Raw genomic sequence first — 20875 nt, forward strand, 5'->3', positions numbered from 1 at the left:
AGAGTGGGTCGCCCCTGGACCGTGTTGGGGCTGAAGTCTGCCGGCGAGGGCCGCCACCGTCTCAGTCGTAGGCCAGGCCCTCTGCGAGCTCGATGACGCATGTCTGACTGGAGACCGGCTCGAGCCTTGATCGTCCTCCCGCAACGGCCACCCGAAACTTTCTTCCCCTCCGGATCCCACCCACTCGGCAGGCCGAGCGGAGACCCGGGGATGCCGGCCTTTGCAGGAGAGCAGTCAGCGATCCGTTGCACTTGTCTTGACTCCGCCTTTCACTAGGTCGAAAGGTGGGCTTGACTACAGAGGGAGATAGCTGATGGCTGACGAGAATAATCCAGACTTGATTGCTGACGTTGTTGAGAACGATGCCCCCGTAAAAACACCCGCGTCGCCCAAGAAGCCGCGTGCACCACGGCGTCAAAAGACGGCTGTCGCACCGGTTCAAGCTTCAAAGGCGACGAGTGCGAAGACCCCGACGGCAAAACCCGGGAAGCGTGGCGAACAAGATAGAGCAGGCAAGCTCAAGTCGATCGCGACGAAAGTCACTGAAGGCGCGAGCACGCTCAACTCCACCATCAAGAGTGCCGGAAGGAAGAAGACTGCGAAGCATATTGAACAAACGGCAAAGTCGTCTGTTCTGGCAATCGATGAGATGGCAGATCTTGTTCAACTCGAAGAGGAGAACCAGAGGCTTCGAAGAACGCTGGCGGAAAAGTTGCGTAAGGAGAATTCCGAGCTGCGTAAGCGGCTCGGACTCGATTAACCACCGAGTGGGGCAGGTGGCCGGGTCGTGAGAACGACCTCGGTCACTGCATTTTCGGCAGGAAAATTCACCGAGTTCACGTCGTGAGCCGGCGGGGGAACGACGCATGAGGTTGTATTGGAAGCTGCAGCAGCATTGCGGTGCAGTTTGCAAGGTTGAAACACGATGAAATCACCATGGAAATATCTTGTTGGCTTCAGGTCGCGGCGACCGCAGCCAGAAGCACAAGAGAGCTCGATTGGGGATGATCCGGTCTCCGAGCCTTTCGACAGCGAAGTCGAACACCCCTCGGCGCTGCCTTCGAATTCAAGGGAAGCGTTGGACAAAGCTGAGCACGAGGGGGACGTCCCAGCTGATCAAATGGCGACGGCTTCAAATGAACCTGAGGGCGATCTCGATGTCGCACGAGCTGTCCTGCCATCAGCCAGTGTTGAGGAACGTCGCACATCGAACAGTGATCAGGCCGATCATTCAGGTGTTGAAGCGCATGCGTTCGTGCAGGGGAGCAAGACACGCACACAGTCTCCACGAATACCGCGAAACAAGCGTCCAGAACGCCCGAAGCGGGGCCGCGTCCGGGCGGCCATGCACAGCGCTGTTGACATAAACGAGGATCAAGGCGCTCAATCCTTGACTTTCAAGGAGCCTCGCTTCTTCGATGAAGTGGCGGGCCTCGACGACGAAATCAAGCAGATGAAAAGGCTCTTGGCTCAAAAGCTCTATTTGCAGAACCTTCAGCTTAAGAAGATGCTTGAGCGGTTTGATCTTTCGTGAGCCTGCCTACACCGACAAATCGTCACCGCGCTTTTTCGATTGGCACAAGGTGCAGTTGCTGTTGGATGAGCTTCTCGACACCAAACACATATTGGCTTGAAGGTTTCCCTGGCGAACTTTGGTGTGGCTTCATTGACTCTTTGGTTCACTGGGATGAAAAGAAACGTCTTAACGAGGGAGTTGTTGATGGCTGACGAGAGTGAAACCGGACCTATTGCAATAATGGCGGACACCGATGGCGAGGTGAAAATACCAGCGCCCAAAAAAGAACGATCGCCACGCGGCCAGAAAACAGCTGCGCAATCGCCTCACGAAGCCACCCAAGCCACGGCTCCAAAGGCGCCAGCAGCCAAGCCAAGGAAGCACACCGACAAGGAAAAAATCGAGAAGCTGAAGCTTATCGAGATGCAAGCCTCCGGGGGCAGCGGTACGCTCAAGGACGCTATCAAAAAGGCCGGTATTTCGGAGCAGACGTACTATCTTTGGAAAAGAGCCGCTAAGCCTGTCCAGCAACCCGAGCAGAAGTCAGTTGCCGCTGTCGCTGCGTTCGAGGATCTCGTTCAACTCGAACAGGAGAACCTTGAGCTTCGCAAAGCTCTGGCTGCAAAGTTGCGGACGGAAAACGCCGAACTGCGCAAGCGTCTCGGATTAGACTGAAGTTGGTTCGGATCGCTCCCGCGCTCTTTGTGGTTGCTGGAGCGCCCAGGCCTGAAAATGATGGGCCTTCAACCTCTAGATTTCGGCTTGGCAGGGTCTCACAATGACGGCCCCTGCGAGCCCTTCATGCCGTAAGGGCTTTTGCGCGTAGCCCCACCCTTCTTGAACGATCCTGCTTGGTTCTGTATTCAGCAGAAGGCAGGCCTTAAGGGGCGCCAGTCGGCGCCGGTCTTGCGATATGCTCGGGACACCAGACAATATGAAAACAAGACAGCGCCAGTTCGTGGTAGAAATCAAGGGAGGACGACGACTGCAGAAGGCGCAGGCGGCATCAATTTGGGGTGGAACGGACCTTAAAGCGTTGGCCCGCGAGGTGGAAGACAAGGCACCGCATCTGTTTTCGTCGACCGAGGCGCCGCACACGCAGGTCGACGCGGAAGGCGGCGGGCCTACCCAGCTCCAGACAAATTCGGTTTCTGGACGTGGCAGGGGCGCTGACGGCACGCCGGAAGGCATGCCTTCAGCTGCAAGGATCGACGTTGAAGGGACACTGCCACAGAAGGCCGAAGATGCGAACAAGGCCGTTGTTGCACAGATGCCCGCAAGCGGGGATACATCGGAGCCACAACCAGCATCGAAGAACGCCGATGGAAAATCCCGAAAACGCAAGCCGGCTCGTGAGACTGGCCGTCTAAGGACGGGCAAGACGACGGATTTACGTGAGAAATCCGAAGCCATTTTGAGTTCGATCTCCCTTGATGAGGTGATTGCCCTTGATGCTGAGAACAGACGGCTCAAGCGGTTATGGGCAGAGCATCTTCATCGGCAGAACCTGCAACTCAAGAAGATGCTTGAACGATTTGGCGTCGCTTAAAGCGCATCAGTAACAGCAAGCGCAAGTCAGGGTCGACGTTTGACCATGCGCTCGGACTCCAAGGCTGGTTTGCGATTTCCGCTGCCTGGAGCCGAGAACCACGTGTTGCGAGTATCGGCGAAGAGACTGGGGCCTTAGAGCGCCGTACCTTTAATCGAACCCATAGCCTGCGGCTGTAAAATAGTTTCGACATTCTTGGCTGTTGAAGAGGTTGCAGATGGATCCGAGCGCATTTGAGAGTGCGTCAAACGTGCGAGCGGCGGCGGCTCGGAGATGGGCCTTAATTTTGGCGAAGGCCATTTCGATCGGGTTCAAATCTGGCGAATAAGACGGCAGAAACAGGAGCCACGCACCAACTTCCTTGAGGCAGGCTTTGGCTTTATCGCTCTTGTGAACGCGAAGATTATCCAGGATGACGACATTGCCTGGTTCGAGTGTCGGCGCAAGCTGGGTCTCGATGTAGGTGTCGAAGATTTCCCGGTTCATCGGCCTGTCAATAATCCAGGGCGCAGTAAGACCGAAACAGCGCAAGCCTGCAATGAATGTCTGTGTCCCCCAGTGGCCAAAGGGCGCATCCGTGATGAGACGCTCGCCGCGCGGGGAGCGCCCACGCAGTCTCACCATCTTTGTGTTCACCGAGGTTTCGTCCAAGAAAACAAGTCGATGCGGTTCAAATCGCATCCGGGGTTGGCGTTTCGAAATCCAGACATCACGATCCTTTCGGATATCAGCGCGAGCGCGTTCCGACGCCATTATCTGTTTTTTTATATGTGTATCCCTGCGTTATCAAAAACCGCGACAGGGACGATGGTGGAATAACCAATCCATGTTCATCCTCAAGGCGACGGGCAAGCTCTGGCATGGTGATATCCGGTTTGCCTTCGACCTGTGCGACCAGGAAATCGCGAAACGCCGACAGTTTCCCTGCACCTGGTGGCCTTCCTTGACGCGCGGGGGTTATCAGCCCAGTCCGCTCCCGGCGTTGCAACAGCTTGATCGCACTGCTGTCGCTGATTGCGAAATGACGGGCAGCGGCTCGCCGTGATTGGCCGCTAGCGACCATGGAAACAACACGCTGACGAAGATCAACAGAATGAGATTTACCCATGTGATTCACCTCCAACCGCAGTGAATCACACCAATACCCTCGTGAAAACCCCACTCGATTCTCAATTCAAGTGCGATGCTCTAGGCTTCATGACCATGTCGATATTCGGCAACCACAGCTGAGCAATGTGCCGGTTAACCTGACCAAGGCTCTCGCCCTGGCGAACCATCGCAATGTCGCTGGCCTGGCCTCGGCGCGGCTGATCTCGCTTGGATGATCTTCATTTCGTCCTGCGAGGCTCAAATATCACGGGGATGAGGTGCCGAGATAAGGCATCGAAGGGTTCGCCGCCATCAATCCTCCAAGACAGACGTCAGCTTACTCCACCCGGTCGGCAACGATGCAGGACGTTGAATGTCGATATCGTCTAGCACCAGCATTGTGACCTTGTGTGCAAAGAGCGTCGGCATCCCGCCGGGATAGTCGAAAAGCCCGACTATCTTTCCGTCGGTGCCACGCAGCCACGCGTTGCCGCGCCCCACCACATCGCCCGGCGGTGTGAGATCGGCGTTGGTCGGGCGAAGATCGTATTGTCTGGCCGTTCCCAACGGACCTTCGTCCATTTTCAGATGCACGTTTCGAAGCGTGACGCCATGGATGCCTCCGGCTTTTTCCGCAAAGAGGTTAATCGCGCCATGGCAGCGGCCGGTGATGTTCTCCACCTGGACGTTTCGCACGATTCCCGCTGGCAATTCCGGGCGACGGTCGAGTTGGGTGATCGTCAACGGCTCACCTGAGCCCCAGAAGCCGTCGGGCGTCTCGTGGCAGTCGAGCTCTATATCCGAAAAGACAACATTTTCGATCACTCCGCCATCACGGGAGAAAATGCCGAGGCCGCGGTTTGATTCCTGGATTTTGGAACGCGTAAAACGAACATCGCGGATATCGCCGAAACTCTCTGTACCTATTTTCAATGCGCAACTCTTACTCTCAACGATGCAATCTGCGACGTCTATCTTCTCGCAGCGCCCGATGCCCATTTCACTTCGGCTCGTCTTCAGGCAGATTCCGTCGTCGGCGGTGCGGATGACGACATGGTTCACGGCAACGTGGCTGCAACTGTCGATGACAATCCCGTCCGTGTTTGGAAGTTGGCGATCGTTGAAGACTTTCGTATTCTTGAGGGTCACGTCGTGGCAGCGGACGAGGTGAACCGTCCACATCGGAGAGTCCTCGATGGTAAAGCCCTCGAGCCTGACATTGTTGCAATCCTCGAACACAAGCACTCTCGGACGCTTCTTGCTCGGTGTGAAGGTGCCGACCGTTTCATCGAAGCCGGTATTGAAAGCGTGGCCTGAGGCAACGATCTTTCCCTTACCGACGATCGCAATATCACGCGCACCATGCGCCACGATATAAGCACGGTTGGACCCTTCCGCGATCACGCTCACCGAATTTGCGCTATAAAGCTCATAGTCAGGCACGAATTCGAGTATCGCTCCCTCTGAAATCGACAGGGTTACGCCGCTCGCAAGCCGGATCGGTCCCATGCGGTGCCGTCCCGCCTTAAGCACAAGAGTTCCGCCGCCGGCAGCAGCCAGCCTGTCGATGAATTGCTGCAGATCAGTGCCATTTGCTTCGACGAAAATGTCCATTGCGTCTCCTTGCGCTTTGCCAACATTTAAGGCGCACCATTTTATTCGTCAACAGGACGAACTAAGTGCCGTCAGTCGACTTGTTTATGTTGACACTATCGAAAACTCGTATTTAATTCGTCATGGTTACGAACAAACAATCGGCTTGAAGGGAGCGAAACGGTAGGCCGATTGTTGGCAGGAGTTCTAAAAATGAGGAGCCAAAAAGGGGATCCCTATGAAACCGCTCAAGACATTGATGATGGCAGCAACTGCCATGGCGATGACGATTTCGCTCGCAGCAGCATCCGAGCTAAAGATCGTCTGGTACGTCGACAACGATCAGGAAGAGGCGAACACGCGTGCCCTGCTCGATCAGTACACGAAACTGCACCCAGACACGACCTTCGACCTTGAGATCACCCCTTATGATGGGATGATCCAAAAATTCCAGCAGTACGCGGCCTCCGGCATCATGCCGGATTTGTCACTCACGTCTTCGATGGAGCCGGTCATTCGACCCTTCCTCGTCGATCTCAACAAAGAGATCGGGCCCGAATGGATCAATGACTTTGTCAAGGGCTGGGGCGATGGTGCCAAACTCGGCGACACGGTCATCGCCGCACCGCTGCGAGTAACCTCGACGGGCGTCTTTTTGAACGTCGACGCCTTCAAGAAGGCCGGCGTTGCGATCCCAGATCAGGCGACCGGCTGGACCTGGGATGAATTTGTTCCGAAGATCAAGGAAGTCGCCGAAAAATCCGGCACCCGCTATCCACTGGTCTGGGACGTTTCTGCAAGCCGCTGGATCGTCCACGAGTATCAATACGGCAACCACATCTATACCGAGAAAGAACCTGTGAAGGTCGTCATGGACGAGGCAGCGTGGACGACCGCGCTCGACAAGTTCGTTGACATCACGAAGGCTGCCATGCCGCCCGGCCTCTGGTCGGGTGCAAGCTCGGACAACCCGAAGGAACTTTTCACCGCCGGCCAGGCCGTAGCCTATATGTCGGGAAGCTGGCAGATCGCCGGATTGGCGGACAATGCGCATTTTGCGTGGCAGGCCGGACCGACACCGCGCGGCACCGTGGCGTCGTCGATCTATGGCGGGGACTATATCGTCGCCTTCAATACCAGTCAGCATCTTCCGGAAGCTGTCGAATTCTTAAAGTGGATCACCTCACCGGAAATCCAGGCGCAGTACGCCAAGACCTTCGGCACGATCCCAGCAAATCTGAAAGCGCCGGCTGTCAAGTATGATAATCCGGCAGCGACCGAAGCGATCAAGGCGATGCAGAACGAGCTGAACGCCAGCCCGGCTTATGCGGCGACCGACCAGGCCTGGCCGCAGATGCAAGCCGTCTGGGGCACCGTAAAGACGGCCGTCACTCAGGCCGTCGCCGGACAGATCTCCTCCGCAGAGGCCATTTCACAGATCAAGAAGGCGGCCGACGCCTCGCTTGAGGCCAGCAAGTGACTGCGGTCATGATAGAAGAAGGCAGTTCGGCACTGGGTCCCCACCCAGTGCCGAAAGGCCGCCGAGTCGGTCTGGCGAGCCTTGGTTGGCCATATTTGCTCATGCTGCCGACGATGGTGCTCCTCATCACTTTTACGCTCTATCCGTTGGTCCAAGGCCTGCTCATGGCGTTTTTCAAGCGCGGCGTGGTGGTCGTTCCACAGGTGCCGAATACCCTGCCGCAATATGTGGGACTTGAAAACTTCATCGGGCTCCTCAGCAACGGCGATTTCCAGAATTCGCTGCTTAAGACCGTCCTCTTCGTCGTTATCGCCGTTCCGCTGAACATCGTTGTGTCGCTTTCGCTGGCACTTCTTCTGGCACCGCAGACCAAGCTGTTTGCCCTCGTGCGTACCGTCGTCTTCTTTCCTTCCATGATCAGTCTGCTGATCATCGGCGTTGCCTGGCGGTGGCTCTTCGGTCTCAACAACGGCCTGGTCAACTACCTGCTCTCACTGGTCGGCATCGCCCCGATCCCATGGCTGGAGCAGGACACGATGGCACAAGTGGCGATGGTCATAGCCTGGGTGTGGGCGCAAGCCGGCTTCAACATGATGATCTTTATCGCCGGCCTAACCGCAATTTCCAGCGACTATTACGAGGCAGCGTCAATCGACGGCACCAGCAAGTGGCGCCAGTTCACGCACATTACGCTTCCGCTTCTCAAGCCAACGCTGGCAGTCGTTTTGGTATTGTCTTCGATTGAGGCCTTCAAAGTCTACGAGCTGGTCGTATCGCTGACGGGAGGCGGCCCCGGCAAGGCGACGGTCTATCTCATTCAGACGATTTATGACACGGCCTTTCAAAAGCCGATGCAGGCAGGCGTCGCCGCCGCCCAATCGATGGTTCTGTTCATCATCCTCCTTTTTCTGACCGTCTTCCAGCTGCGTGTATCGCGGGGTGAAAAATGACGCGGATCTACTCTTTCTGGCGACTGGCCTTCGTTGCGCTCACCCTGTTTGTCTTTCTGATGCCGCCGGTCTGGCTCTTCCTCTCGTCGCTGAAGTCGCAACAGGAGATTTTCCAGTGGCCGCCGACCATTTTCCCGGCGCAGCCGACGCTGCAGAACTTCATTGATACCGTATCGCGCGCGAAGTTCCTGATTTTCTTCCGTAACTCGGCCATCGTGTCCGTGCTCTCGGCGCTCCTTTCCGTCACCATCAGCGTCATGGCCGGTTATGCACTGGCGAAATTCAGGTTCAAGGGCGATACGCTCTTCTTCCTGCTCATCATGTCGTCGCTGATGGTGCCGCTGCAGATCGTCATGATCCCCGTCTTTCTGGTCCTGCGCGATCTCAATCTTCTTGATACACTCGCAGGTATCATCATCGCGCCGGCTGCGACGCCCACCGGGGTCTTCTTGATGCGCCAATACATCACCAACATTCCCGACAGCCTTCTCGAGGCAGCGCGCCTCGACGGGACGCCGGAGTGGCGCATTCTCTGGCGGATCATCGTGCCGCTTGCCATACCTGCAATCGGCACGCTGCTCGCCTTCAATCTCGTTTGGCGCTGGAATGATTATCTCTGGCCATTCCTGATCATCAGCGATCAGGACAAATGGACCGTCCAGGTTGCGCTTGCAAATACGGTCGGGCGTTTTGGCATCAACTGGCCACGGCTATTGTCCATGTCGGTGCTGTCTGTGTTGCCCGTCCTTGTCATGTTCACCGCCCTGCAACGCATGCTGATGAGCGGTTTGATGGCGGGTGCGACGAAGGAATAGGGCAGGGGCCTTGAGTTGAACTCAAGAGGCCGCCCCACGGGGCGGCTTTTTGCGTCGATGAATGTGCAGATGGCAAAAAAGAGGCCGCCTGATGGCGGCCAGTTGGGGAAAACTCAGCGCATCGTCACCGGCAGCTTGTCCTTATAGGCCAGAGCGGCGACGGCCGGCATGCTGCTCCAACCCTGTAGCAGCGAACCGCGTCCCCAAGGTGGCGAGAAGTATTCAACCGCTCCCATCCAGCCGTTCTCGAGGCAGGTCTTCCACCAGCGCAACAGCGGGTAGTCCGCCTCGCCCAGCCCATAGGCGAGGCGCTGCTCCGCGTAAAGGCCTGAGAGATACGGCCAGTCCGAACCATTATGGTAGCGGTAGGCGAAATAGGATTTTTCGCGCGTGTCCTTTGGGCGCTTGAACGGTGGGAAGGCGCAAAGCACGCCCCAATCGCCATAGGGCTGCTCGCTGTTGTTGCGGCTTTCCAGCCTCTCCTGCATCCGGGTGAGCACGGCTTTCGCCCTCTCCGGCGATACCGCATTGAAACGAAGGAGCGTAAGGCTATCCAGCGTCAGGTGGTCTTCGACGAAATCCGTCTTCGTTCCATAGTCTGCGTAGGTGCCGCTCGGTTGCAACAGCGCCTCGTCCAGGCAAGCGCGCGCTTTTTTCGCCACGGCGGTCGCCTCAGAGGCGAGCGACGGGTCAACCAAGCCGCCATGCTGCGCGATGACGTCGAGCGCTCCAATCCACAGGCCGAGATCATAGGCAACGTATCCATGGCGGTAGACGTTGTCGGCCCAGTCCCGGTCGTGGCGCGGCTTTACTGGCAAGCCGTTTCCAGTCTCGTCGAACCCGCAATAGCGGTTGAAGATTGCTACCACCTTGTTCCAGTGAAGAGACAGCGGAGAACTGTCGCCGGTTGCGCGGATATAGTCGCCGATCGTCAGGATAAAAAACAGCGGGCTATCGAAGTGATCGCTCCACCAGTCGCCCGATCGCAGGTGCTCCTCTTTAATCCGCGGATGCGACTGCCGCACCTTTTCCCATTCCTCCGCTTGGGCCGGCCCTGTCAGAATGACACCGCTCGGCGCCTCTCCGTTCGGCTGGATACCACGCGCGAGAAGATCAATCTGAGCCCGCACCACTTCTGGTTCACGCTCAAGCAGCGCCTGAAGCGTCCAATAGCCATCACGATAGTAGGTTCGTGCTGGCGCGCTATAGGCCTGACCTGCCGCAAGGCCGGCAAAGTTGCCCTGCTCATCCTGCCGGATGCTGGAAAGGGCCGCATGCAGGCTCTGCGAGATCATGCTGCGCATCAGCGGCCCAGCCTCTGGCATCGCATCGCAACGGGTCACATAGGCATTCGCCTCGGCGATCAGCGTTGCCTGGTCCAGATCAAAAGCCCTCTGAGCTTCATTAAGTGTCGCGCCGGCGGTCACGAAAATCCCGTCAGGTCTTTGTTCGGCGATCACGACGCCCCACCCGGTGCGGGCAATCCTGCGATCGGCGAGCCGTTCGACCCGTTCTCGCTTTGCCAGGCTGCCCCACCAGGCGCAGCGCCGGGCGGGGATCAGTGTGCGCAGCGTTGCACCTTTCAAGAAGAGCGCAGGGGCCGATTGCGCCACATAGAGGCCTCCGCCGTCCGTTTCCACGCGGTTCGGAGCATAGGTGAAGGGTGCGTTCCAGCCGGTAAAGGTGAGATTTGCGAGCCTGCCGGAGCCCCACAGGGAAAGCTCGATCTTACCTTCAGGTCTGCAATCGCCTTGCAGGCGCGGAGCCATGAAGGGCACGAGGACTGGCTCCACGGTACGAAGTTGCCCGTCGGCGAGGGGTGTCAGAACTTGGGGTTTCGCTTGCGGTGCTGTCATCGAGCGACCTCCTGTTGTTGACTGTTCTCGAGACTTGCATGGTTGCTCAGGCCGAGCATGAGAGCCCCGAGCATACCGGCTTCCGGTCCGATTCCGGTGGCCTCTATCTGCGCGGCAAACGGCAGCAACGCAGACATATGCCGTGTCACCGCCTCGACGAAGTCCGGACGTGAGCCGATGCCCCCGCCCAGGACGATCATGGCGGGATCAAAGAGAGCCTGCACGGAGGCTATGCCAAGCGAAGCCGATTTTGCGAGCGTCTCGATGACAGCGGCAGCGTCCGCATCTCCCACCGCAGCGCGGGCGAAAATCTCACTGACTGGTACGGTCCCATCGCCATACAAACCGCGCACCGCAGGCGAATCGACCTGGTCCTCAAACAGACCGGCGCGGGCCTGCGGTGCAGATTGGTGCGGATCAGCGCCTAGCGGCAACAAGCCAAGTTCACCCGCCCGCCCGTGATAACCGCGGAAAAGCGCGCCACCAACGACAAGCCCCATGCCGACACCGGTTCCGAAAGCGATGAATGCGAGGGAGCCGCAGTTGCGCCCCTTGCCAAGAGTGGCCTCCGCAAAAGCCGCAAGATTGACGTCGTTCTCCACCACGACAGGGCAGGGCAGGTTCCGCGCGAGTAGTGCGGCGAGGGGGCGATCGGCGGGAATTGCCAGGTGCGGCGAAAGCGAAGCAAGCCCCGTCGACGGCGAGACTGCGCTCGGTATGCCGACAACAGTCTTGCGCAAAGGGCCCTGATCGCGATGGCGCTGCAGCAGGGACAAAACCATGCGCGGAATCTGCGTGAGGACTGGGGCATCGGCACCGTGTTTGGTCGGCTCTTCGACCGTTGCCAGAATCCGTCCCTGAAGATCGGCAAGACCCGCAAGGACCTTCGTGCCCCCCAGGTCCACGCCGGCAACGACACCTTGAACCGCACTCGCCTCGTCTGCCCGATGGCTGCGATCTGCCTGTCGCAAGCCGTACGCAATGGTTGAAATATTTGACAAACCTAGTCCTTCGCGATATTTGTTCGGCAGGTTGACGAATTTATTATGGCTGCGCCCCTGAACTGTCAACAAGCAGTTTGAAATCGGCGGGCTTTCATGGAAAAAGCAAGCACAGTGCGACGATGAAAAACGGATCTGGCGAGATAGCTCGAATATGGCATTAACCGAAAACGCGCCTCCCGTATTGCGGCAGATCTCCGTTCGCGCTGTCATGGATGTTCTGCTTCACGCCGGCCCCACGTCGCGCGCGGAACTTTCCAAGATCACCGGCCTTTCCAAGCAGACGATGTCGGAGGTCATCCGGACGCTGGAGGAGGGTGGCTGGGTTCGAGAAAAAGGGGTCACCAGCGGCCGCATCGGCCGCACCGCCATTACCTATGAGGTCAATGGCGATGCCGGCTACGCCGTCGGCGTCGACATGGGCGCGACGACAACGCGCATCGTTCTTGGCAATATTGTCGGAAATGTTGTTCGTGAAATCGACTTTCCGACCGACCGCCGTGGCGGCTATCACCTGATCGATCAGGCCGAGGCAATGCTGTCGAAACTGCTTGCGGATATGGGTATCGCCCGCGAGCTTGTGCTCGTGACGGCGATAGCGACACCCGGTGTCGTCGATCCAGCCACGGGTGCGCTCTCCATGGCGCCGAACCTGGCCGATATCGGCGGCATCGATATCGCCACGACGCTCAGCGAAAGACTTGGCTGTCCCGTCGTGCTTGAAAACGATGTCAATGCAGCGGTGATAGGCGAGTCCTGGCAGGGATGCGCAACCGCGATCGATACCGTCGCTTTCATATCACTGGGGACAGGTATCGGACTGGGCGTGCTGCAGGATGGCAAGCTGATGCGCGGCGCAAGCGGAGCGGCCGGCGAAATCTCCTATATGCCGTTTGGCGCAGATCCCTATGCTGAGGAAAGCCTTGAACGCGGCGCCCTGGAATGCGCGATCGCGGCTCGCGGGATCAGCGACCTGTATGCTCGTTCCGGCGGTGCCAAGGAGACCTCCGTACGTGACATTCTGGCACTTGCCGACAAGGGCGATCCGCTTGCGATGGACGTCATCGGCAAAGCGTCCGACATCGCCGCACTCCTTGTTGTGTCCGTCAATGCAATCGTGGATCCCAAGGCCGTCGTTCTGGGTGGTAGCATTGGCCGCCATCCACTGATCGTCGAGCGTGTTCGGCAAGGCATTGCAAAAGCCAGTCGTCGCACCATCGATGTCAAAGCCAGTGTTCTTGGCGGCCGTGCGACACTCCTGGGGGCGCTTGCCATCGGTCTGAACCACGTTCACAATCTGCTTTTCTCCCCTCAGGCCCTGCCGGAGCTGCGGCGCCTACCGCCGCCACCGCTTTAATCCTCAGGCCATTCTTTGGCCTAGAGTGCCAGCCAACCGGGCATATTTTGCACGAGCCTATCCCTGTGCTTTCAGAGAACGCACTGACCAGCTTTTGGAGAAAATTACGTTCGTCATCTTGACGAACTAATTGGTTCCACGCAAACTGCGGTCAAATTTGAAGGAGGCATCCGATCAATCGGCGTGCCTGCGCTGCAGATGGTTGCATTGAAGGAAGCGTTTCATGGCTGGTCTCCAATTGAACGACATCAAGAAGAGCTTCGGCCATCATGCGATCCTTCATGGTATCGATCTCGATGTAGGAGAGGGTGAGTTCGTTGTGCTCGTTGGCCCTTCCGGTTGCGGCAAGTCGACATTGCTTCGACTTATCGCCGGCCTTGAAAGCGCCAGCTCCGGTCAGATCATCATTGACAACGACGATGTCACGACGGCGCCCCCAGGCGATCGCGGGATTGCGATGGTGTTTCAATCCTACGCCTTGTACCCGCACATGACGGTTGCAAAGAACCTTTCCTTCGGCCTCGAGAACCTCAAGATGAACCGCGCAGAGATCGATCAGCGGGTGATGGAAGCGGCAAGGATGCTGGCGATCGAGCCTCTCCTCGATCGACGCCCTAAGCAGCTCTCGGGTGGTCAACGGCAACGGGTGGCTATCGGCCGCGCGATCGTCAGGAATCCCAAACTGTTCTTGTTCGATGAACCGTTGTCCAATCTAGATGCTGCGCTTCGCGTGCAGACGCGGGGCGAGATCAGCCGCCTGCACAAGCGGCTGGGCGCGACGATGGTCTATGTGACGCACGACCAGATTGAAGCCATGACAATGGCGGATCGCATCGTCGTCCTGAATGCCGGTCGCGTCGAACAGATCGGCACCCCACTGGAACTATTCGCCGCGCCGGCCAACAAGTTCGTTGCGGGCTTCATCGGTTCGCCGCAGATGAACTTCTTCGAGGGCACGCTGCTTTGCTCGGGACCGGGTGGCGTCGCGGTGGAAGTGCCGGGCTTCGAGGTCGTAAATCTGCCCGTCGAAGCTGCAAATGCGGTGCCTGGACAAGCCGTTATCCTCGGCGTGCGGCCGAGCCATTTTGAACTTGTCAAGGATGGCGGGGCAAACGGGCTTGCGGTCCGTTTCAACGTCGACTACGCCGAGAGTATCGGAACCGACACCTATGTCTACGGCAAGCTCGAAGGAAGCGAGACTGCGACGATCGCCCATTTGTCGGACCACGTCGCTGTAGAAGATCAGTCGTCCCTTTCGCTGGCTGTACAGCCGCAACGGGTTCATCTCTTTGATTCAGAAAGCAGCGTCAATCTGAACAGGGCAACTTTTGCCGGTTGATGATCCGCCGCGAACCCGCACGATCATGTGCATGGAGCCGCACGGCGCTCGGCGATCGTGGTCTTTCACTGTTGTGGGGCTCAAATCAACAGGACATCAGGTCGGAACATCGAAATCAACCAACCCGCAGCGCTTCGTGGGGCGCTGTCTCATGGCTTGATGCGTGGTGGCCATTTGTCGAAGAGCGATTGCGAATTGCCCTTCTCTCATGCCTTCCCGTCGGAATGATCGCCAGCGTTCAGCGGCACGAACAATCCGAGTTTAACATCCCTCAACACGACATTGGTGTGCATGCGGCGGATCTGGGGATTTTCCTTCATGATCAAGGCGGCGACGTCGTCGTAGTGTTCGACGTCCCGGGCCGTGATGATCGCGATCAAATCCACCGCTCCAGTCACATAGTAGACCTGCTGAATGTGATCCTGCTTTTCTGCCCAAAGACGGAACTTCGCCAGCGCATCGTAATTGTCCCGCTCGATCTCCATCCCGACGATAAACACCATCGATGTTCCCGTCGCCTTCCGATCGACCACGGCGACCTCCGCCCTGATGATTCCATCTTCGCGCAGGCGCTTCAATCGCCTCTGCACGGCCGAGACAGACAATCCGACCTGTTCGGCAATGGTTTCGGCCTTAAGCTGACAGTCGCGCTGAACGATATCAAGAATGTCACGGTCGAAACGATCCAATTGTTCCATTGCTTCCAGTCCAATTGTCGCTGCAGGACATCATGTATTCTGCCGCAGTTGACGCGCGAGAAAGATTATTTTGCACAAATTGTGCAAAATAGGTGAAAAATTCGCGAAAAAGCCGCGCAATTTTATCATTATCCTCCGCAAACTCAATGCAGCCGGAACCCCGCATGTCAGATCAACCCTTTCTTTCTCTTCGTGTCGATGACCTTCATAAAAGCTTTGGCTCGCAACAGGTTCTCAAGGGTGTCTCGGCGCGGGCCCATAAGTCGGATGTGATTTCGATCATCGGCTCGTCAGGCTCCGGCAAGAGCACGTTTCTCAGATGTATCAATTTTCTCGAAACGCCAGACCGTGGCCGCATTGCCGTGAACGGTGAGGAGATCGCGATGAAGATGGGCCGCAGCGGCCGGCTGCAGCCACGCAGCTGGCGGCAGATCGAACGGCTGCGGACCGGATTGGGGATGGTCTTTCAGAGTTTCAATCTGTGGGCCCATCGCACGGTTCTGGAAAATGTCATCGAGGCGCCGGTGCACGTCATGGGCATTTCGCGCCGCGAGGCCGTCGAAAAGGCTGAAGCCTTGCTTCACAAGGTTGGCCTCTTTGAAAAGCGCGACACCTACCCCGCTTTCCTCTCCGGCGGTCAGCAGCAGCGCGCGGCGATTGCCAGGGCGCTATGCGTAGATCCCGCTGTCATGCTGTTCGACGAGCCGACATCGGCACTTGATCCGGAGCTCGTTGGCGAAGTCCTTAAAGTCATCCGCGATCTCGCAGAAGAAGGCCGAACCATGCTGATTGTCACGCATGAAATGCGCTTCGCGCGGGATGTATCGAACCGTGTCCTCTTTCTGCATCAGGGACGGATCGAGGAGGAAGGCCCGCCCGAGCAAATATTTGGAGCGCCCGTTAGCGCCCGCTGTCGGGAGTTCACCGGCTTGCGCGCCCCCTAATGCGCGAACCGAGCTGTCGTCGATAACACAAACCAGGAGAATCCTGCGAATGAAACTGCTCCCCACGCTTCTTGCCGGCGCAGCACTTGCGCTTTCCGCCATCACGGCGCAGGCAGAAGTCCGCTTCGGCGTCATGAATGAATCCTATCCGCCTTTCTTTGCCAAGGATGCCTCGGGCCATTGGCAGGGATGGGAAATCGACCTTATGGACGCTGTCTGCGAAGCAATGAAGGAGAAATGCTCGATCGTCGACATTTCATGGGATGGTCTCATTCCGGCTCTTGAGAGCAAGAAGTTCGACGTGATCTGGTCATCGATGTCGAACACGGCGGAACGCTCGAAGGTGATCGACTTCACCGACAAGTACTACAACACCCCGAGCAGCCTGATCGGTCCCAAAGACCAGAAGCCGGGCGCAACCGCCGATGACGTGCAGGGAAAGACGATTGGCATTCAGGTGTCGACGATCCAATCGGAATACTACAAGAAGTATTTTGCCAAGGTTGCGCAGGAAAAGACCTACCAAACACTCGACGAGGCTTTTCAGGATCTCGCGTCCGGCCGCATCGACTATGTCTTTGGTGATTTTCTGGCGCTTGACGCTTTCCTCAAAAGTGACGGGGGAAAGGATTGCTGCGCCAGGACGGGGGACGTCGCCGACGACAAGGAGGTTCTCGGAGCTGGAGTTGCGGGTGGTTTGCGTAAGGAAGACACGCAGCTGAAAGCCAAGTTGAATGCGGCCATCGCCGCCGTCCGTGTTAGCGGCAAATATGACGCCATCACCAAGAAATACTTCGATTTCGACATCTACGGCGCAAAGTAAGCAATCTGAACGATGGCGACCACGCAACATAGTGTTCTGGACCTTTTATCGCCCTATCCTCCGGGATGGGGTGGAGTTCTCCTGGCAGGTGCCGCCTCCACGGTCGCCATCTCAGCCTGTGCCTTCGCCGTCGGCCTGTTGCTCGGCACGGGCGGCGCCATCGGAAAGCTTTCGGGCAATCGCATGTTCCGCCTGCTGCTCGATCTCTATACCACGGTGATGCGCGCTGTTCCCGAGCTGATCCTGATCGTCGGGCTCTATTACGCGGGCACGGATGGCCTTAACCGGCTGCTCGCTGCGTTGAACCTGCCGCCAATCACTGTGAACGGCTTCATCGCAGCCGTCGCTGTGCTGGGCTTCGTGCAGGGTGCGTACATGACAGAGGTGCTGCGCGGTGCGATCCTCGCCATTCCAGCTGGCCAGATCGAGGCTGCCAAGGCCTTCGGCATGGGACCCGTGTTGAGGTTTCGCCGCGTCTTGCTGCCGGCGCTTTTGCCAAATGCGCTGCCAGGTCTTGCCAATTTGTGGATGTCAATCACAAAGGACAGTGCGCTGGTCGCTGTCGTCGGTTATCAGGAGCTGGCGCTCGCCACCCGTCTTGCCGGGGCAAGCACCAAACATTACTTCGTCTTTTTCCTTGCCTCAGCCCTTCTTTACCTCGCCATCACGCTCGTTTCCAATCTTGCCCTTAAACTGGTCGAGGGGCGTGTACGGCAGGGACAACCAAGCCTTGCCTGAAGAAAGCGCTATGAGTTTCACCTGGATCTCTTCCTACTTTCCGCTGCTTTTGACGGGCGCCTGGCAGACTGTTTCGTTGCTGGCGATCTCCGTGGTGTTCGGGTTCATCATCGCCATAGGTCTCGCCTTCGCACAGGTCAGCGGCGGCAGATTTATGCGGCTCTTCGCCCGCAGCTACTGCACCTTTTTGCGCGGCACACCGTTGCTGATACAGCTATGGCTCCTCTACTACGGGATCGGCTCGCTATTGCCCCTGGTCCCCGGCATCCGCCAAAGCCTTTTCTGGCCAATCTTGCGCGAGGGCTTCTTCTTCGCAGCCGTAAGTTTTACGCTGAACTATGCCGCCTATGAGGCGGAGGTGTTGCGCGGTGCACTGCTTGCCGTTCCCAAAGGCGAGCTCGAAGCCGGCCGAGCCTTTGGCCTGTCGCCCTTCACACTCACCCGCCGCATCTGGCTGCCACGCGCTATCCGGATCGCCCTGCCAACCATAGCAGGAGAGATCGTCATGCAGCTCAAGGCGACGCCGCTTGCCTTTACGATTACGGTGATGGATCTCTACGCCGTGGCAAACAAGGTTCGACAGGACACGCTGCTCGTCTACGAACCGTTGCTCGTCGTCACCCTCTTCTATCTCGCTCTGACCGCATTGATCTCCCGCGTCTTTCGAGCTGTCGAAGGGCAGGTGCCGGTTCGACGTTAGGTCACACGAAAAGGCACTGGCCCTGATCCCTTGTGCGCGCCGACGCGAACTGCGCACACCTCACCCACTTTGTTATGAAAAGCTCGCCGCTGCCGACGGCGACCGCCTGAATGGAGACCTCCTCATGAGCACAACGCGAATTCTCGATGGCGGCATGAGCCGCGAGCTCCTGCGACTTGGCGCCGAACTGAAACAGCCGGAATGGTCGGCATTGGCGCTGATCGAGGCGCCCGACATCGTACGCAAGGTACACCAGGAATTCATCGCCGCCGGATCGCAGGTCATTACCACCAACAGCTATGCGCTTGTGCCCTTTCATATCGGCAAGGAGCGGTTCCACAAGGAGGGTGCGGCGTTGATACGCCTCGCTGGTCGCCTGGCGCGCGAAGCCGCCGATGCCGTCACCGATCGGAAGGTGCTGGTCGCCGGTTCGCTGCCTCCGATCTTCGGCTCCTACGAACCACAGAACTTCCAGCCTTCGCGCGCTCAGGACTATCTCAAGGTGCTTGTCGAAAACCTCAGTCCTTTCGTCGATATATGGCTCGGCGAGACGTTGAGCCTGATCGCGGAGGGAGAGGCTGTCGGCAAGGCCGTGGCAACCACCGACAAGCCACTGTGGATTTCGTTCACATTGGCAGATGACGAGGCAAACATCAGGAGCGACGAACCGAGGCTTCGCTCTGACGAAACGGTCGAGGACGCGGCATTCTGGGCGGTTTCGTCCAGCGCCGAGGCCCTGTTATTTAATTGCAGCAAGCCTGAGGTCATGAAGGCGGCGGTGGAGACGACAGCGCGTGTGTTTCGGAAAATGAACGCTCACATCGAAATCGGCGTCTACGCCAATGCCTTTGAAGGGGAGCAAGGCGCAGCAGCCGCCAATGAAGGCCTGCACGATACCCGCAACGACCTGACCGATGATACTTATTCGCGCTTTGCCTGTTCATGGGCCGAAGCAGGTGCGACGATAATCGGCGGCTGCTGCGGCATCGGCGCTGGCCATATCCATCGGCTCAAGAAAACCTTACTGGGCTGAGCCCATGTGTGGCGCAGGTGCCTTCGTCACACGCTGTCAAGGTCAAGCTATCACGAGGGTGGGCCCAATTGACATGATCCCGCAGCGCCTGGCTGCCCGAAGGCGATCAATTTCGATCTCGCAGATGCGCACCGCCCGATCGTGCTAAGACGCCGTTTGGGCAGGTTGGAGAGCGGACGACGAGAACACACGCGCGACTGCGGTGTATGACACTGGCGTTGTGTGGCCGATGGCGCAGCGCTGCCCTTATGGGTAGGCAGTCGCGCCGTCCGGCTTGCGGGTGATCTTGCGTTCCCAATGGACGTAGTCTTCCTTGATGAGCGCCTTTTCGTCAATTTCGATGCCCCAGCCTGGTCGGTCCGGTCTCAGCTCCATATGCCCGTCGACGGGCATATAGGGATCGGTCGCCCAAGGGGCATATTCATGCGGCTTGAACTCCAGAATCTTGAAGTTCGGCTGCGCTGCACAGAAATGAATATTGACCGCTGTGGCCAGCGGCCCCATTGGATTGTGCGGTGCGATCGTCACATAGTGTGCCTCCGCAATGGCGGCGATGCGGCGCATTTCGGTGACGCCGCCGACCACGCAGATGTCAGGCTGGATAATGTCGGCGCCGCGCGCGCTCAACAGCGACAGAAATTCAAAGCGCGAGTAAAGTGACTCACCCGTTGCAAGCGGCACCGTCACGTTCGATTTTAGCTCCGCCCAGGCGGGAATGTGTTCCGGGCGGATCGGCTCCTCGTAAAAAAGCGGATCATAGGGCGCGATCGCGGCAGCGAGCTGGGCGGCCTGGTAGGGCTCATAGATCTTTGCATGGGCATCGAATGCGAATTCGAAATGCGACGGCGTGAGGTCCCGGATCTTGCCGAACCAGTCACCCGTTTCTTTGACCAGTTCGCCCCATCGGCCGGCATGCAGATCGCGCCGGTAGGGGCTGAGCTTGAAAGCCGTATAGCCATAGGTCTCGTTCAGCTTGAATGTTTGGTCGCGTGCGGCTTGCGGGTCGGGTGCGGTATAGACGCCGCAATAGACGCGAACGCGGTCGCGCACATTTCCGCCGAGCAGCATGTACACCGGAAGGCCGGCCGCCTTTCCTGCAATATCCCACAATGCATGATCGATCGCCGAAATTGCGGCCAAACCCAAGGCACCTGGCGGAAAACGGCATTGCTGGTTGAGCTTGAGCACCAGGAACTCAACGCGCCGCGGGTCTTGTCCCTCGATCTGGTGAAAGAGATAGTCGAGTAGGGGAGGCAGGGACCAGTCAGGTCCATGGTTGTAGGCTTCTCCCCAACCCGAAATGCCTTCGCTCGTTTCGATCTTGACCAGCAGGCGCGGGCGATCGTCCACCCTTTGCATGTAGGTCTTCAGGGCAGTGATGTGCATGTCGTTGT

General features: G+C 58.0%; 20 protein-coding genes. 14 read left to right on the forward strand and 6 right to left on the reverse strand.

The window, feature by feature from the left end:
• The first annotated feature begins 313 nt into the window (after positions 1–313).
• From LPU83_RS67125 to LPU83_RS67140, 4 genes are all read left to right on the forward strand, one after another.
• On the forward strand, positions 314–760 hold the full coding sequence (locus tag LPU83_RS67125) for a hypothetical protein (RefSeq protein WP_024315474.1): 447 nt from the start codon (positions 314–316) through the stop codon (positions 758–760).
• A 165-nt stretch (positions 761–925) separates the two neighbouring features.
• Entirely contained in the window at positions 926–1534 is a 609-nt protein-coding gene (locus tag LPU83_RS67130) for a hypothetical protein (protein WP_024315473.1), read from the forward strand.
• Positions 1535–1720: 186 nt separating this feature from the next.
• Positions 1721–2191: a transposase gene (locus LPU83_RS67135; RefSeq protein WP_024315472.1), complete on the forward strand. Its 471-nt coding sequence runs from the start codon at positions 1721–1723 to the stop codon at positions 2189–2191.
• A gap of 259 nt (positions 2192–2450) precedes the next feature.
• Positions 2451–3065: a hypothetical protein gene (locus LPU83_RS67140; protein WP_024315471.1), complete on the forward strand. Its 615-nt coding sequence runs from the start codon at positions 2451–2453 to the stop codon at positions 3063–3065.
• A 150-nt stretch (positions 3066–3215) separates the two neighbouring features.
• Here LPU83_RS67140 and LPU83_RS67145 read toward each other — a convergent pair.
• Both LPU83_RS67145 and pglB read right to left on the reverse strand, forming a co-directional pair.
• Positions 3216–4173, reverse strand: a protein-coding gene (locus tag LPU83_RS67145) for an IS630 family transposase (protein ID WP_112334086.1) whose coding sequence is annotated in 2 segments (ribosomal slippage) — positions 3216–3821 and positions 3823–4173 — 957 coding nt in all. Because the reading frame shifts where the segments join, the coding sequence is not laid out codon by codon here.
• Positions 4174–4466: 293 nt separating this feature from the next.
• Positions 4467–5768, reverse strand: coding sequence for a polygalacturonase PglB (gene pglB / locus LPU83_RS67150; protein ID WP_024318770.1), 1302 nt, complete (start codon positions 5766–5768; stop codon positions 4467–4469).
• A 217-nt stretch (positions 5769–5985) separates the two neighbouring features.
• Here pglB and LPU83_RS67155 point away from each other — a divergent pair, with 217 nt between their 5' ends.
• The 3 genes from LPU83_RS67155 to LPU83_RS67165 all read left to right on the forward strand — a co-directional run bounded on the left by LPU83_RS67155 (position 5986) and on the right by LPU83_RS67165 (position 8992).
• Positions 5986–7227, forward strand: a complete 1242-nt coding sequence (locus LPU83_RS67155; protein WP_024318771.1) for an ABC transporter substrate-binding protein — start codon at positions 5986–5988, stop codon at positions 7225–7227.
• 101 nt (positions 7228–7328) lie between these two features.
• Positions 7329–8177: a carbohydrate ABC transporter permease gene (locus LPU83_RS67160; RefSeq protein WP_225040152.1), complete on the forward strand. Its 849-nt coding sequence runs from the start codon at positions 7329–7331 to the stop codon at positions 8175–8177.
• Positions 8174–8992, forward strand: a complete 819-nt coding sequence (locus tag LPU83_RS67165; RefSeq protein ID WP_024318773.1) for a carbohydrate ABC transporter permease — start codon at positions 8174–8176, stop codon at positions 8990–8992. The genes LPU83_RS67160 and LPU83_RS67165 overlap by 4 nt, the downstream gene beginning before the upstream one ends.
• Before the next feature lie 113 nt (positions 8993–9105).
• Here the strand turns inward: LPU83_RS67165 and LPU83_RS67170 are convergent, their stop codons facing one another.
• Both LPU83_RS67170 and LPU83_RS67175 read right to left on the reverse strand, forming a co-directional pair.
• Entirely contained in the window at positions 9106–10848 is a 1743-nt protein-coding gene (locus LPU83_RS67170; protein ID WP_024318774.1) for an amylo-alpha-1,6-glucosidase, read from the reverse strand.
• Positions 10845–11849, reverse strand: a complete 1005-nt coding sequence (locus LPU83_RS67175; RefSeq protein ID WP_024318775.1) for an ROK family protein — start codon at positions 11847–11849, stop codon at positions 10845–10847. The genes LPU83_RS67170 and LPU83_RS67175 overlap by 4 nt, the downstream gene beginning before the upstream one ends.
• Before the next feature lie 154 nt (positions 11850–12003).
• Between LPU83_RS67175 and LPU83_RS67180 the strand changes: the two genes are divergently transcribed.
• Together LPU83_RS67180 and LPU83_RS67185 are read left to right on the forward strand one after the other, a co-directional pair.
• The gene (locus LPU83_RS67180) at positions 12004–13206 is read left to right on the forward strand and encodes an ROK family transcriptional regulator (protein WP_024318776.1); all 1203 of its coding nucleotides are present in this window, start codon (positions 12004–12006) and stop codon (positions 13204–13206) included.
• 223 nt (positions 13207–13429) lie between these two features.
• Positions 13430–14545 carry an ABC transporter ATP-binding protein gene (locus tag LPU83_RS67185; RefSeq protein WP_024318777.1) on the forward strand — a complete coding sequence of 372 codons (1116 nt, stop codon included), beginning with the start codon at positions 13430–13432 and terminating at the stop codon, positions 14543–14545.
• A gap of 206 nt (positions 14546–14751) precedes the next feature.
• On the opposite strand, the gene LPU83_RS67190 is transcribed toward LPU83_RS67185, so the two are convergent.
• Positions 14752–15243: an Lrp/AsnC family transcriptional regulator gene (locus tag LPU83_RS67190; RefSeq protein WP_024318778.1), complete on the reverse strand. Its 492-nt coding sequence runs from the start codon at positions 15241–15243 to the stop codon at positions 14752–14754.
• A gap of 164 nt (positions 15244–15407) precedes the next feature.
• Between LPU83_RS67190 and LPU83_RS67195 the strand changes: the two genes are divergently transcribed.
• The 5 genes from LPU83_RS67195 (at position 15408) to LPU83_RS67215 (ending at position 19481) form a co-directional block, all read left to right on the forward strand.
• Positions 15408–16187, forward strand: a complete 780-nt coding sequence (locus tag LPU83_RS67195; protein WP_024318779.1) for an ABC transporter ATP-binding protein — start codon at positions 15408–15410, stop codon at positions 16185–16187.
• Positions 16188–16236: 49 nt separating this feature from the next.
• Complete coding sequence (locus tag LPU83_RS67200) at positions 16237–17010, forward strand: transporter substrate-binding domain-containing protein (RefSeq protein WP_040680921.1); 774 nt, start codon at positions 16237–16239, stop codon at positions 17008–17010.
• Positions 17011–17022: 12 nt separating this feature from the next.
• Positions 17023–17748, forward strand: a complete 726-nt coding sequence (locus LPU83_RS67205; RefSeq protein ID WP_024317341.1) for an ABC transporter permease — start codon at positions 17023–17025, stop codon at positions 17746–17748.
• 10 nt (positions 17749–17758) lie between these two features.
• Positions 17759–18448, forward strand: coding sequence for an ABC transporter permease (locus LPU83_RS67210; RefSeq protein WP_024317342.1), 690 nt, complete (start codon positions 17759–17761; stop codon positions 18446–18448).
• Positions 18449–18572: 124 nt separating this feature from the next.
• Entirely contained in the window at positions 18573–19481 is a 909-nt protein-coding gene (locus tag LPU83_RS67215) for a homocysteine S-methyltransferase family protein (protein ID WP_024317343.1), read from the forward strand.
• A 246-nt stretch (positions 19482–19727) separates the two neighbouring features.
• On the opposite strand, the gene LPU83_RS67220 is transcribed toward LPU83_RS67215, so the two are convergent.
• Complete coding sequence (locus tag LPU83_RS67220; RefSeq protein WP_024317344.1) at positions 19728–20867, reverse strand: mandelate racemase/muconate lactonizing enzyme family protein; 1140 nt, start codon at positions 20865–20867, stop codon at positions 19728–19730.
• Positions 20868–20875: the final 8 nt, after the last annotated feature.

Origin of the sequence: Rhizobium favelukesii (assembly GCF_000577275.2) — a bacterium.
Lineage (GTDB): Bacteria > Pseudomonadota > Alphaproteobacteria > Rhizobiales > Rhizobiaceae > Rhizobium > Rhizobium favelukesii.